This window comes from Acetobacter conturbans (genome assembly GCF_011516755.1).
Taxonomy (GTDB): domain Bacteria; phylum Pseudomonadota; class Alphaproteobacteria; order Acetobacterales; family Acetobacteraceae; genus Acetobacter; species Acetobacter conturbans.
Window position 1 is genome coordinate 50,894 of the sequence record NZ_WOSY01000005.1, and the last position, 13,701, is coordinate 64,594.

The following is a 13,701-nucleotide window of genomic DNA, read 5'->3' on the forward strand; positions in this document are numbered from 1 at the left end:
CGTCTTCACGAGACGTCTTTCAGAGCTGCTTTTTCACGGCGGGAGAGCAACGGCATCAGCACGAGGAAATGGAAGAAATAAAACAGCGCGGCACACCGTGCGATGAGAAGCCAGTTTCCTTCCACATGATGGCTGCCCGCATACCCAAGCAGGACAAATGCCACGACGAGCCCCATCATGGAAGCCCGATAGAGCGGTCGTTGGCGGGCTGAGCGCACGGGCGACGTATCGAGCCAGGGCACGAAAAACAGCACCAGAACCGCCCCTGCGGACGCCACGAGTCCACCGAATTTGAACGGGATGGCCTGCAGGATTCCGAAAAACGGCAGGAAATACCATTCGGGTTCGATGCTGGTCGGCGTGTGGAGCGGATTGGCGGGGCGGTAATTTGCCGTTTCGATGATGAGATCGGGGAACAGGAACATCACCGCTGCCAATACAAGGGCAAAGACGGCCACGCCGCAGGCATCCTTGATCGCGAAATAGGGGGTGAAGGGCAGGGAGCCTTTCCTGTCAGGCTCGACACCGTCGGGATTTCCGGACCCCGCGATATGGACGGTGGCCACATGCACGCCCACCACGGCAAGGATGGCGAAGGCCAGTGTGAAATGCAGGACGAACAGATGATGGATTGTCCCATCGCCGGGCTGGTTGCCGTCGAGAAACACACGCTCCAGAAATGGACCGATGACCGGGATCGAGGCCAGCGCCTGACCGGCAATATCCGCTCCCCAGTAGGACATCTGGCCCCATGGCAGGACATAGCCAGCAAACGCCGTGACCATCGTCATCGCCAGCAGCAGAATCCCGAACAGCCAGACCAGTTCGCGGGGCTTTTTGTAGGAGCCGTAATAAAGCCCCCGGAAGAGATGAAGATAAAGCGCACCGAGAAACAGGCTTGCGCCCGCCATATGCATCGAGCGGATCAGCCAGCCTGAAGGCACGCGCCGTTCAATGGCCTCAATGGAGGCGAACGCCCCGGCTGCCGTCGGCGTGTAGTTCATCGCCAGAACCAGACCCGACAGAAGCATGAGCAGCAGAACCGCCGACAGCATTGCGCCAACGGTCCACAGGACATTGGCTGAACGCGGCATGGGAAAGCGTCCGAACTGCACGGACAGGAAGCGTCCGACCGGTAGTCGCCGTTCCAGCCATGTGCCGGGTGGGGCGTCCACGTCGTCGCTGTCCGTTTCGGTGGATGACGGACCCGTCATCATCTCTCCTTCGGCTGTCCGTCTTCCCCTAGTTCACTTGAAGCCGGAGGTCCACAGAGCCTTGCAGGAGAGCGTTCATTCACCCGAAGCGAGCGCCTCCAGAAGCGCGTCCACATCCGCGTGTTGCATGTGATAGCTGGTCACGAACCGCACCAGCGTTCCATGCACTCCCGGAGGCGCTGTCCGGCGGAGAAAAATGAAACCGGACACTTCCAGTGCCTGTACCAGTGCTTCCGGCAGGATGGCGAACACCTCGTTCGCCTGCGTCTCGAAAGGCAGCATCGCGCCGGGATGACGCAGGAGGCCACGGGCCAGCCGTCCGGCCATTTCGTTGGCGTGACGGGCATTGCGCAGCCACAGATCGCCTTCAAACCACGCCAGAAGCTGGGCGCTCAGAAACCGCTGCTTGGACCAGAGGTGCCCCGCCCGCTTGATCCGCCTTTCCATGTCCTCAGCCAGCCCCGTATCGAACATGACCACCAGATCAGCGGCGAGGGCACCACTTTTGGTCGCTCCGAGCGAGAGAATGTCCACACCGGCGCGCCAGGTGGCGTCGGCCGGCGAGCAGCCCAGATGCGCCAGTGCATTGCCGAACCGTGCGCCATCCATATGGACGCCCATGCCCGCGTCATGAGCGAGCGTCGTGAGTTCGACAAGCTGGTCAAGGCTGTAGACAGTGCCCCATTCCGTCGCCTGCGACAGGCTGAGCGCCGCCGGACGGCTAAGCCTGCGGCCCCCCGCCTGCACTTCCGCGATGGTACGCGCCAGCATGGCCGGGCTCATGCGTCCGTCCGGAGATGGGATGGGACAGAGCTTCGCGCCGCTGGTGAAGAGTTCCGGCGCGCTGCATTCACGCCCGAAGATGTGGGCGCTCTCATCACACAGGATCGCACCCCACGGCGGAGACAGGGCGGACAGCGCCAGACCGTTTGCCGCCGTGCCGGTCGCGACCGGAAACACGCGCACCTCCGCCTCGAACACTTCGGCAGCGCGGGCCTCAAGCTGCGCCGTCCAGGCATCGTCACCATGAGCGGGCGCGTCGCCCACATTGGCCTGTGTGATGGCAGCAAGAATCTCCGGGCAGACAGGTCCCACATTGTCGCTCATGAAGTTCGTGCGTATACGCTGCGACCCAGTGTCGTCAGCGGACAGCGTCTCACTGCACGGCGGTGTCTGAGCAGTCTGTTCCATGTCGCCTCCTGCCAGGCTGATACGATCTGTCCATTCTAGCACCAGAGGAAGACCAAGCCCAATGTCCGAGCAGACCTCCCCCGAAACAGCAGGCGCAAAGCTGATCGACGGTAAGGCCTTCGCCAGAAACCTGCGCGAGCAGACCCGGCTGGAAGTCACCGCTTTCCATGAGAAGCATGCTGTAACACCGGGTCTGGCTGTCGTGCTGGTCGGTAATGATCCGGCGAGCGAGGTCTATGTCCGCAACAAGGCGCTGGAAACCCACCACGTCGGGATGCGCTCCTTCATGCATATGCTCCCGGAAACGACCTCGGAGGCATCCCTCCTGAAGCTGATCGACCGGCTGAACGATGATCCCGAGATCCACGGCATTCTCGTGCAGTTGCCGCTGCCGAAGCACATAGACCCGCACCGTATCACCAACGCCATTTCGCCGAACAAAGACGTGGACGGTCTGGGTGAGGTCAATGCCGGACGGCTGAGCGTCGGGCTGCCGGGCATTATTCCCTGCACACCGCTGGGCTGCCTGATGCTGCTCAAGTCTGAGCTTGGCGACCTGCGGGGGCTCAATGCCACGGTCATCGGCGCATCCAATCTCGTCGGCAAGCCGATGGCGCTGCTGCTGCTCAACGAAGGCTGCACGGTGTCGGTCGGTCATATCGACACGAAGGAGCCTGCGGCACTGGCGCGTTCCGCCGACATTCTCATCGTGGCCACAGGAAAGAACGGACTGGTGAAGCACGACTGGGTGAAGCCCGGTGCGACGGTGATCGATGTCGGCATCACCCGCGTGCCGACCGCGAACGGCAAGACGAAGCTGGTCGGTGATGTGGCGTTTGCTGAAGTTGCCCCGATCGCCGGTCGCATCACGCCGGTTCCGGGGGGCGTCGGCCCGATGACCATCGCCTGTCTGTTGCGCAACACCCTGAAAGCGGCACGAATGAGTGTGGGCGACAAGGGTTGCAAGGAAAGCGGCCAGAAGAACTGGCTGCCTTACTGACGACGGAAAGTTCTCCTTATCCGTCGAACGCTGCCACCGCCGTCGCAAAACTCGGCGCCAGTGGCAGTAACGGATTCAGGGTTGCCTGCCAGGCGTGATAGAGGTCGGCTTTTCCGGGATAAATGACCTCTGACGCATGGTTGTCGGCGTCCAGTTCCTGCCGCCAGCCGCCTTTTTCACGGTCGATCATGTTCAGGTCGATGAAATCCCAGATCCTGCGATACCATGTTTCATAGCGGGCATGGCCGGTGCGTTTGAGCAGGGCTGCGGCCGCTGTCAGTGCCTCGCCCTGACACCAGTGCGGCTTGTTCCGCACAACCGGCTCCAGCTCGAAATCGACGGTATAGAGCATGCCCCCGGTTTCGCTGCGGTTCCAGCCTGCCTTCATGCCTGCTTCGAAAAGACTGATCGCGTCCGTCAGCAGCCATGCGGGCGCAGTGCCGTTCTGCCGTAACAGTGCGGCTTCCAGCTTCAGCAGCAGGTGTGACCATTCCACGAAATGTCCGGGCGTCATGCCGAACGGACGCAAATCGTCCGTCGGCCTGTCGTGATTATAGTCCCGGAGACAGGTCCAGCTTCTGTTGAAATGTTCTGGCACGGCATAGCCGTTTTCACGACCGAGATGATGAATGAAGCGTTCGGGAACGCGGAGCGCGCGGGCACGCCACACCGGAGCATCCAGCACATCGGCGACTGCCATGCAGGCTTCAACCGCATGCATGTTGGAGTTCGCGCCCCGGTAGTCCTCTTCATCGCACCAGTCCTGAGCAAAGCTTTCCCTGAAAACACCTTCTTCTTCGCTCCAGAAGTGAGTCTCCCAGATTTCCAGCGCCTCTGTCAGCAATGCTTCTGCCCCTCTGACGGCGGCCACGCACGCGGAGGCGGCGGCGAGTACCACGAAAGCATGCAGGTAGTTCTGTTTGCGCCTGTCCTGCGCAGAGGCAAGATCAGAGGGGAGAGCCGTCCACCAGCCACCATTCTGCGGATCCCGCAAGGCATCGTTCAGGGCATCAATTCCATGTTCAGCAAGCGGCAGGCATCCCGGCACTCCACGCATGGTGGCAATAGCATAAACATGGGTCATACGGGCTGTGACGACCGTATCCGGACGGGCATCGGCAGGGAGTTTCCCCTCATTATCGAGAGGCCCGAAGCCTGTTGTCATACGCGAGGTTTTTGAGAAATCCAGAAGGCGAAAACCCTGATGATCCAGCCAGCGACGATGCACCGACCTTCGTATCCAGCTTGACGCTGGCAGCATCAGTGATGGAAGCGCCTCAGCCATTGATGATCATGCCGCCATTGACGTGCAATGTCTGGCCGGTGACATAGCTGGAATCGTCGCTGGCCAGATAGACATACGCTGGCCCCAGTTCACACGGTTCGCCACATCGCTCCATAGGCGTATCCTTGCCAAGGTTCGCAACGGCTTCAGGGTCCACCGGTCCCCAACTGGCGGGCTGAAGCGGGGTCCAGACCGGGCCGGGCGCCACGGCGTTCACACGGATCTTTTTCCCGGCAAGCTGAAGGGCCAGTGCGCGCGTGAAGCCCATTTCAGCGCTTTTGGTGGTGGTGTAGGCGACGAGGGATTTATTCCCCGCGAAAGCGTTTATGGACGACGTCGAGATAATCGAAGCGCCAGAATTGAGATGTTTCAGGGCTGCACGGGTTATATAGAAATAGCCATTGATATTGACGTCCATGTGCCGCTGCCAGACCTCATCGGTAATGTCGGTCAGGTCGAGGCTGACATATTGCACGCCGGCATTATTCACGAGGATATCCAGTCCCCCGAGATCGGAGACGGCCTTTTCCACGGCTTCATTGCAGAAAGAGCTGGATGCAACGTCGCCTGCGATGAGAACGGCTTTGCGTCCCTCCGCTTCTATCAGACGAGCCGTTTCCTGCGCATCTTCATGTTCTTCAAGATAGATAATGGCCACATCGGCGCCTTCACGCGCAAAATGCAGGGCAGCCGCACGTCCGATCCCACTGTCGCCACCTGTAATAAGGGCTTTTTTCCCGGTGAGCTTACCACTGCCTTTGTAGCCCGGACGAATATGGATGGCAGGTGGCGTCATTTTGCCTTCCACACCGGGCTGATGATCCTGACTCTGGGGTGGAATAGTGAGAGACATGGTTAGTTCCCCTGCGTTCGTGTCAACGTCACAGGGAAACCAACGGAAGGAGGCGGAGAAGGTTCCTGCAGGATACTCAGTCGGATCGGGAAACAGAAGTCTGTTTCAGCTATTTCCTGAATCCAGAAAATTTTTGATCGCCTTGTTCACGTCTGGTGATTTTTCCAGTTGCGGCATATGGCCCGTATCCGGATAACGGATGACCGTCACGGCATCGGGCAGGTCTTCCGAGCCTGCAACCGACAGGATTTCATCCTGTTCGCCCCAGAGAACCTGAACCGGCCCGGAATATGTTTCCAGAACAGATCTCAGCGGGAAAGCCTGCCTGCCATCGTGGAAGTTCGTTTCCGCGATGGTTTTGAGAGCCGGAATGACCCCGTCGAGACGCTTGTAACGAATGATGCTTTCGATCATCTGACGCGTAATCAGCGATTTGTCATGCACGAGCTGTTGCAGGACAGGTTCCAGCGTCTTGCGACGATCGGCTTCGATGAAGCCGTTGATGAATGTCATGCTGATGTCTTGACCAAGCCCGGCAGGCGCGATCAGTGTCAGCGACGCCACGAGATCTGGGTGGGTTTTCGCCAGTTCGAGAGCAATGGCTCCACCGAGCGAATGGCCCGCGACATGAACGCGCTGAAGATCAAGAACCTCGGCCAGAGCAGCGACAGTCGTCGCGAAAGACACAGGACTGCCGTCCCCCACGTCCTTTGATGATTCGCCGTGTCCTGGCAGATCGAAAGCGATGACGCGGCGTGTTTCGGTAAGGGCAGGCTGGGTCATCATCCAGTTCGTCAGATCACCACCGAAGCCGTGAATCAGCAGTAAGGGTATGCCATCATGCTGAGAACCGCTTTCCTGAACAGAAATTTTCAGGTTTTCGACTTCTGTAACCTTGCGCGTGGGCTCGTCATTTCCAGCGCTTCCGCTGTCATCGGAGATGAAGCTTTCATTGAAACGGCTGATAAAGGCGTCGATGTCACTGTCGGGGACGTCCGCATCGGCAAGAATACCGATCAGCGCACCAACGGGAAGCATCTCTCCTTCCGGAGCAACCTGCCGCCTGAGCACGCCAGCCGCCGGACTTTCATAGCCATTTGTGATCTTGCTTGTTTCGATATCAGCAATTTCATCACCAGCTTTTACTGTAGCTCCAACCGGAGTGCTCCAGCTTGCCAGTTTGCCTTCCGTCATCGCCAGTCCGAATTTCGGCATGGTGATCGGCGTAATGGTTTCGCTCATGGGTCAGACCTCCTCTTTCACGCGATAGGCGGCAACGGACCGCACTGCCGCTTCAATCTTTTCCACGCTGGGCAAATAGAGATTTTCAAGAATCGTGGCGAAGGGCACTGGCGTGTGCGGGGGCACGACACGCCGGATCGGTGCTTTCAGGGCATCGAACGCCTCTTCCGCGACCAGTGCCGCCACATCGGTGGCCAGGTTGCAGCGCGGGCTGGATTCGTCCACGATCACAAGACGTCCAGTATCCGCCACGCAATCGAGAATTGTCCCGCTGTCCAGAGGAGATGTCGTGCGTGGGTCGATGACCGTGCAGGAAATACCTTCCTTCTCAAGACGGTCGGCCGCCTGATTGGCGAAACCCACCATGCGTCCAAAGGCAACGATCGTGACATCATTCCCCTCGCGCGTCAGGTTCGCTTCCCCGAACGGGATGGTGTAAGGGTCGTCCGGAACATCTTCCTCTTCGTCATACATGACCTTGTTTTCAAGGAAGATTACAGGATCATCATCGCGGATCGCTTGGATGAGTAGCCCTTTCGCCTCATAGGGCGATGATGGCACGACCACTTTCAGGCCGGGAATATGGGTGAACAGCGGATAGAGGGCCTGACTGTGCTGCGCGGCGGCGTTGAAACCGGCGCCATACATCGCCCGGATCACCAGAGGTGTCCGCGCTTTTCCACCGAACATGTAGCGGAATTTCGCGGCCTGATTCATGATCTGATCGAGACAGCAGCCGACAAAATCAACAAACATCAGCTCTGCAACCGGTCGCAGGCCCGTCGCCGCGGCACCGGCGGCAGCGCCAATATAGGAGGCTTCGCTGATCGGTGTATCGAGAACCCGGTCCTCCCCGAATTCAGTCAGTAATCCCTTGGTGACACCCAGAACACCACCCCACGCATCTTGCACGCCGGATGTGCCGCCGCGTCCGCCCGCCACGTCCTCACCCATGATGATCACGCGCGGATCACGACGCATTTCCTGCCGGAGCGCCTCGTTGATCGCCTGCCGAAAGCTCTTTTTGCTCATTGGTCTTTTTCCTTTTCTGCAGAATGAAATCAGTAGGAGACGTAAACATCTCTTGTGAGGTCTTCTGCTTCCGGCAAAGGGGCTTTCTTCGCGGCAACGACGGCAGCATCGATCTCGTTTTTCACCGCCGCATCGATCTCGTCCAGAACGGAGGCTTCCAGAAGGCTTACATCGGCGGCTCTCTGTCTGAATTTTACAAGGCAGTCGCGTTCAGAACGCTCTTTCGTAACTTCGCCATTGACGCGATAGCTCATGGCATCCCCTTCGAAATGGCCATACCAGCGGGCAAGATGGACGTGCAGCATGGCTGGTCCCTTGCCGGAACGTGCATGGGAAATCGCTTCCTCGGCCGCTTCGTAAACCGCGAAAAAATCCGTCCCGTCGCACTCGAAATAAGGCATTCCGAAACCCGCCGCGCGGTCCTTCTGGGTGCCCGCACAAGCATATGACGATCCGGTGGCCTCGCCATAGCCGTTGTCCTCGACAACGAATACCGCCGGCAGATGCCACACCGTTGCGAGGTTGAGGCTTTCCAGCGTGCTGCCTTCATTTGAGGCGCCGTCACCGTAAAAAGCTACGGCAACACCGTTATCTTTCAGGAGTTTGTGTGAAAGTGCCGCGCCGCAGATCAGGGGAGGTCCGCCGCCGACGATCCCGTTCGCTCCCAGCATGCCCAGCGACAGATCGGCGATATGCATCGATCCACCCTTGCCGCGGCACACACCGGTCCGGCGTCCGTAGATTTCCGCCATCATGCCGTCTACAGCGACACCTTTTGCAATGCAGTGTCCGTGTCCGCGATGTGTGCTGGCGATCGTGTCGGTCTTCCCCAGATGCGCACAGACACCCACGCCTGACGCTTCCTCACCACAATAGAGATGCACGAAGCCGGGAATTTCCCCGGTCGCGAATTCGACGTGCAGACGCTCCTCGAATTCCCGGATCGTGCGCATGGCCTGATAGGAGCGTGTCAGGATATCTCTTGAAATCTGCATCATCATCCTCTGCCTTGGCTGGCTGCGCACCCTGGCGCGCTGTGATGAGGAGCAAAGCGATCCCGGAAGGGAAACGGTAAGAGGGCTTTGCGCACCGGTCACGCGTACGTGACGGATACGAAGGCAGACTGTCGCGTTGTTGCGACAGTTTCCTCATTCCGGGGGGCTCTGAAGGAGACCGAAACGTCATGACCGAACCGGTTCTCGTATCCGCTGACCGCCTTGCCATGCTGCCCGTTGGGCTGCGCGCTTCATGGATACGGTGTGCCTCGACCTACACGATTCCACCCGGCAGCAAGGGAGCGATGACCTCCCTGTGCGGTGCGGAACTGCGGCAGGCCTGCTCACGCATGGGCACGCTCATGAAGATCGCGGAACCGGAGCTGGATCGACTTCATGGCATCGTTTCGACGCTGGATTATACAGTGTTGCTTGCGGACACGGATGGCATTGTCCTCGCGCGCAGAGGCGATATGCCGCAGGCTCCCGGTCACAGGCGCTGGCATCTGTGGCCCGGAGCCTGCTGGGCGGAAAAGATGGTGGGCACGAACGGGATCGGCACCTGTCTTGCTGAAGGGCGTCCCGTCAGCGTGCACATGGATCAGCACTGGCGTCTCGCCCTGCGTTATCTTGCCTGTTCAGCGGTGCCTTTTTACGGTCCCGATGGCCGTATGGCCGGGGCGCTCGATGTCAGTTCCACGCGACCAGATCCGGAAGGGCGCGTCGCGGTGATGATGGAGGCGGTGCTGGTCGATGCGGCGCGGCGGATCGAACGGTGCAGTTTTCTGCAAGCCTATCGCTCTCAGACCATCGTATTGCTGGGAGAGGGAGGGGATGTATCCCTGCCGATGGTGGCGCTGGACGAAGCAAGGGTCGTGGTCGGCGCGACGTTCGCCGCCCGGCAGATGCTGAAACTCGGTGAAGGGAGCCGCAATATCTGCTTCGATCTCGGGACCCGCGGACGGGGGGTGCCGGATTTTCAGGAGGCGGAGCGCACGGTGGTCGAGGGAGCGCTGGCCATGTCGGGCGGCAAGGTCGCACCTGCCGCACGGCTGCTGGGAGTTAGCCGTTCAACCCTGCACCGGAAGATCAGAGCGATGCAGGCGTGAGGCTCGTAGCTTCTGCCGCCAGCCTCACATGGAAAAGATTACTCCAGACGTTCAAGGCCACCCATATAGGGCCGCAGCACAGGCGGCACGGTAACGCTGCCATCTTCGTTCTGCCAGTTCTCCATGACCGCGATTAGTGTGCGCCCGACTGCGAGGCCGGAGCCGTTCAGCGTGTGCAGGAAGACGGGTGCCTTCTGATCCGGAGCACGATAGCGGGCGTTCATGCGGCGTGCCTGAAAGTCCTTCGTGTTCGAGCAGGATGAAATCTCCCGCCATGCCTGCTGGCCCGGAACCCATGCTTCCAGATCGAACGTCTTGGCTGCGCCGAAACCCGTGTCACCCGCGCAGAGCAGCATCCGGCGATAGGGAATTTCCAGAAGCTCCAACACCTTTTCAGCACAACGGGTCATGCGCTCATGCTCCGCCTCGCTCTCATCCGGCGCGGTCACGGAAACCATTTCCACTTTCTCGAACTGGTGCTGACGCAGCATACCGCGCACGTCGCGTCCGGCTGAACCGGCTTCCGAGCGGAAACAGAGGGAGAGCGCCGTCATGCGCATCGGCAACAGGGACGCATCGAGAATATCGCCCATGATGGTGGCGGTCAGTGGCACTTCCGCCGTCGGCACCAGCCAGCGACCGTCATCCGTGTGAAAGGACTGGTCGGCGAATTTAGGCAGCTTGTCGGTGCCATACATCGCCGCTTCGTTCACCAGAACCGGCACCTGCGTTTCCGTGTAGCCGTGCTCGTTCACATGCAGGTCGAGCATGAACTGGCCGAGTGCTCGCGCCAGACGCGCGACACCGCCGCGTAGCAGGACGAAGCGCGCGCCCGACAGTTTCGTCGCCGTGGCGAAGTCCATCTGCGGCTGGCCATTCTGCTGCATGGCCTCACCGAGTTCGAAATGCTGCTTCGGCGTGAAGGAAAAGGCTTTCGGCTCGCCCCACTGTTTCACCTGCACATTCGCCGTCTCATCAGGGCCAGCCGGTACAGACGCATCAAGGCGGTTGGGCAGTATTTCGAGAGCAGCTTTGGCTTCGGCATCAAGGGACTGGGCGCGGGATTCCAGCGCCTCCATCTCCTCACGCAGCCGGATGGCTTCGGATTCCTGAACGGCGCTGTCACCCTTGTTGCGCTTGATCGTCCCGATTTCCTTGGCCAGCGCGTTCCGCCGTGTCTGCTTCTCCTGCAGCGCCGTCTGGGCCGCCCGACGTTCCTCGTCGAGTGTCAGCACTCTCTCCGCCACAGGCTCCATGCCACGACGGGCCAGATCGGCATCAAAACCGGCGGGATCGGCGCGCAGGGTGCGAAGGTCGTGCATCAGGAAGCCTCTTTCTCTTCAGTCTTGGCCTCTTCCGTCAGAGGCGCCTTTTTCGGCTGCACAAGTCGCGCCGAGATAATGGAAATTTCGTAAAGTATGACGAGCGGGATCGCGAGGCCCGTCTGGGTGATCACATCCGGCGGCGTCAGGATCGCGGCGGCGACAAAGGCTCCGACGATGGCGTAACGGCGGAATTTCTTGAGTTGCTCGGAGGTCACGAGGCCGACCATCGCCAGCAGCGTGAGCGCCACCGGTAGCTCGAACGCGATGCCGAACGCCATGATCAGCTTCATCACCAGTGTCAGATATTCCGACACCTTGGCCTGAAGTTCGATCTGAAGACTGTCCGCGCCGCCATTGGTCTGAAAGGACAGGAAGAACTTCCACGCCATCGGGAAGATGAAATAATAGGCCAGCGCCGCGCCGAGCAGGAACAGAAGCGGCGTTGCGATCAGGAATGGCGCGAAAGCACGCTTTTCCGAACGGTAAAGGCCCGGTGCGATGAACATCCAGAGCTGGGTGGAAATCATCGGGAAGGAGATGAACGCCGCCCCGAAGGCCGCTACCCGGATATAGGTGAAGAACGCCTCATAAAGCGCCGTGTAGATCAGGTGCGGCTGTTCGCCCTTCTGGCGCATGATGTCGCCGAGCGGGCGTGCGAGGAACAGATAGATATCCTGCGCATAATGGTAGCAGACGGCAAAGGCGATGGCGAAGGTCGCGGCGGACCAGATCAGGCGGCGGCGCAGTTCGATCAGATGATCGAGCAACGGCATCGGTTCGTCGTGAATCGGATCTTCGCTGCTCGTCACGACGCGTCGTTCCTCGGCTGGCTGGCATCAGTGGTGAAGGGCGAGACCCTGTGGTGGCCATGCAGGACCCGTGAAGGCGGCAGGATGGCTGGCGTGCGCAGGCGTGGCCATGCGGCAGCCACACGGCGGGCGATGGACGGCGGCACGATCGCGGGTGCGGAGCCGGGGATTTCGTCGCCAGTGGGAAGCGGCGCGATTCCGAGCGGAGAGGACGTGACAGCCTCGCGCGGAGGGGGCGGCAGGATGTCCAGTGCACCGGTGGATTCAGGAGCAGGCAGGGAAGGGGTCTTGCTGTCGAATGGACGCGAGGTCAGCGCCGGATCGTCCAGCGTCCGGCGCAGGCCGCCGTCATTGTCGATGGTGCGCAGGATCTGGTCGCGGACATTCAGAGAGCGGAGCTGGCGCACGTGATCGCGCACCTCGCCGAGATCGGCCTCGCGCACCATCTCGTCCACGTGGCCCTGAAAATCCGTGGCCAGCCTGCGGGCCTTCTTCACCACTTTCGCCACGGACCGGATGGCGGCAGGCATGTCCTTCGGTCCGATGACCAGAAGCGCCACCACCCCGATCAGCGCGAATTCCGACCAGGCAAAATCAAACATCGTTCCCGCCGGCAGCCACCGCGCCATCCCATCCGATCCGACCGCCGGATGGAGCATGGAGACACGAACATACACATGAAGGGGACAGACCTATCACGACCTAACCATGCTGCAAAACCGGGAGAGACAACACGCGCCCCGACCCTGTCGTGCCCCTCGGCAACGGGCTTTCAATCAACGGGCGAACAGGAAGCCGGCAGCGCTCCCATAATGGGTAATGGACTGGAATCATTCGTTGTCCGGTGTCGCCTCTTCTTCAACAATCACCCCATCCTGCTCTTCCACCGGTTGCGACGGGCGCAGGGCCAGCAGGTCAATGCCATTCTCGAAGGGTTTTTTCGGGGAGGTCGGCATGTCGCCCATCAGTTCCTCCCGGCGCGGCAGGTCATTCAGGCTTTTCAGACCGAAATGGCGCAGGAAGTCGGGCGTGGTGCCCCACAGAACGGGCCGTCCGGGCACTTCCTTGCGGCCTCTCGGAGCGACGAGCGATTCCTCGATCAGCGTGTCCAGAATATTCTGGTTCACGCTCACACCGCGAATTTCCTCGATTTCCGCGCGGGTGCAGGGCTGGTGATAGGCGATGATCGCCAGCGTCTCCATCGTTGCCCGCTGAAGGCGACGCGGTTTCGGCATGACCCGTGTGAGGCGGGGTGCGAGGTCGGGAGCGGTGCGGAACTGCCATCCTCCCGCAACCTCGACAGGCGCCACGCCGCGCCCTTCATAGCGGCCGACAAGAGCGGCCAGCACACCCCGGACATAGGCGCCGATATCCTGCACGGCTTCAGGGATGAGCGCCTGCCCTTCGAGCAGCGTCAGAATCGCCCGTGCGCTGACCGGATCGGCGCTGGCGAAGATGATCGCCTCGGCAAGCCGGATCGCCTCGTCGGAGGGAGGCATGACCGGTCCATCGGGTGTTGTGGTGTCCGGCACCCTATCGCTTACGGCAGAAGGGGGTGCGTCGTCGGCACGACCACTCACGGTGTCGCCTGTAGGGGACGCAGGGTGCTCCGCCGGGCCGGAGGTGCTGGCTTGCGGAAGGGCCTC

At 60.6% G+C, this 13,701-nt stretch carries 13 protein-coding genes; 2 read left to right on the plus strand and 11 right to left on the minus strand.

The features are described 5' to 3' along the window. Positions 1-5: 5 nt before the first annotated feature. Both GOB81_RS06590 and GOB81_RS06595 read right to left on the minus strand, forming a co-directional pair. Complete coding sequence (locus tag GOB81_RS06590) at positions 6-1,214, minus strand: cytochrome b (protein WP_173569761.1); 1,209 nt, start codon at positions 1,212-1,214, stop codon at positions 6-8. Between the two features lie 75 nt (positions 1,215-1,289). After that, entirely contained in the window at positions 1,290-2,405 is a 1,116-nt protein-coding gene (locus GOB81_RS06595) for a threonine aldolase family protein (RefSeq protein WP_173569596.1), read from the minus strand. A gap of 61 nt (positions 2,406-2,466) precedes the next feature. Here GOB81_RS06595 and folD point away from each other — a divergent pair, with 61 nt between their 5' ends. Continuing rightward, the gene (gene folD / locus GOB81_RS06600) at positions 2,467-3,405 is read left to right on the plus strand and encodes a bifunctional methylenetetrahydrofolate dehydrogenase/methenyltetrahydrofolate cyclohydrolase FolD (protein WP_173569597.1); all 939 of its coding nucleotides are present in this window, start codon (positions 2,467-2,469) and stop codon (positions 3,403-3,405) included. 16 nt (positions 3,406-3,421) lie between these two features. On the opposite strand, the gene GOB81_RS06605 is transcribed toward folD, so the two are convergent. From GOB81_RS06605 to GOB81_RS06625, 5 genes are all read right to left on the minus strand, one after another. Beyond that, positions 3,422-4,690: an AGE family epimerase/isomerase gene (locus GOB81_RS06605; protein ID WP_173569598.1), complete on the minus strand. Its 1,269-nt coding sequence runs from the start codon at positions 4,688-4,690 to the stop codon at positions 3,422-3,424. Continuing rightward, positions 4,683-5,543 (minus strand): glucose 1-dehydrogenase, encoded by an 861-nt coding sequence (locus tag GOB81_RS06610; RefSeq protein ID WP_173569599.1) that lies wholly within the window; start codon positions 5,541-5,543, stop codon positions 4,683-4,685. Before GOB81_RS06610 ends, GOB81_RS06605 begins: the two co-directional genes overlap by 8 nt. A gap of 105 nt (positions 5,544-5,648) precedes the next feature. Beyond that, the gene (locus tag GOB81_RS06615) at positions 5,649-6,785 is read right to left on the minus strand and encodes an acetoin dehydrogenase dihydrolipoyllysine-residue acetyltransferase subunit (protein ID WP_173569600.1); all 1,137 of its coding nucleotides are present in this window, start codon (positions 6,783-6,785) and stop codon (positions 5,649-5,651) included. Positions 6,786-6,788: 3 nt separating this feature from the next. Next, positions 6,789-7,817 carry an alpha-ketoacid dehydrogenase subunit beta gene (locus tag GOB81_RS06620; protein ID WP_173569601.1) on the minus strand — a complete coding sequence of 343 codons (1,029 nt, stop codon included), beginning with the start codon at positions 7,815-7,817 and terminating at the stop codon, positions 6,789-6,791. Between the two features lie 29 nt (positions 7,818-7,846). Beyond that, a complete protein-coding gene (locus GOB81_RS06625) occupies positions 7,847-8,812 on the minus strand; it encodes a thiamine pyrophosphate-dependent dehydrogenase E1 component subunit alpha (RefSeq protein ID WP_173569762.1) in 966 nt (321 codons plus the stop codon). A 188-nt stretch (positions 8,813-9,000) separates the two neighbouring features. On the opposite strand from GOB81_RS06625, the gene GOB81_RS06630 reads away from it, so the two are divergent. Further along, positions 9,001-9,921: a GAF domain-containing protein gene (locus tag GOB81_RS06630; RefSeq protein WP_173569602.1), complete on the plus strand. Its 921-nt coding sequence runs from the start codon at positions 9,001-9,003 to the stop codon at positions 9,919-9,921. Positions 9,922-9,959: 38 nt separating this feature from the next. Here GOB81_RS06630 and serS read toward each other — a convergent pair whose 3' ends face one another. From serS to scpB, 4 genes are all read right to left on the minus strand, one after another. Then, entirely contained in the window at positions 9,960-11,243 is a 1,284-nt protein-coding gene (gene serS / locus GOB81_RS06635; RefSeq protein ID WP_173569603.1) for a serine--tRNA ligase, read from the minus strand. Further along, entirely contained in the window at positions 11,243-12,019 is a 777-nt protein-coding gene (gene tatC, locus GOB81_RS06640; RefSeq protein WP_173569763.1) for a twin-arginine translocase subunit TatC, read from the minus strand. The genes serS and tatC overlap by 1 nt, the downstream gene beginning before the upstream one ends. Before the next feature lie 32 nt (positions 12,020-12,051). Continuing rightward, the gene (gene tatB, locus GOB81_RS06645) at positions 12,052-12,657 is read right to left on the minus strand and encodes a Sec-independent protein translocase protein TatB (RefSeq protein ID WP_173569604.1); all 606 of its coding nucleotides are present in this window, start codon (positions 12,655-12,657) and stop codon (positions 12,052-12,054) included. A 228-nt stretch (positions 12,658-12,885) separates the two neighbouring features. Next, the gene (gene scpB, locus GOB81_RS06650; protein WP_173569764.1) at positions 12,886-13,554 is read right to left on the minus strand and encodes an SMC-Scp complex subunit ScpB; all 669 of its coding nucleotides are present in this window, start codon (positions 13,552-13,554) and stop codon (positions 12,886-12,888) included. Positions 13,555-13,701: the final 147 nt, after the last annotated feature.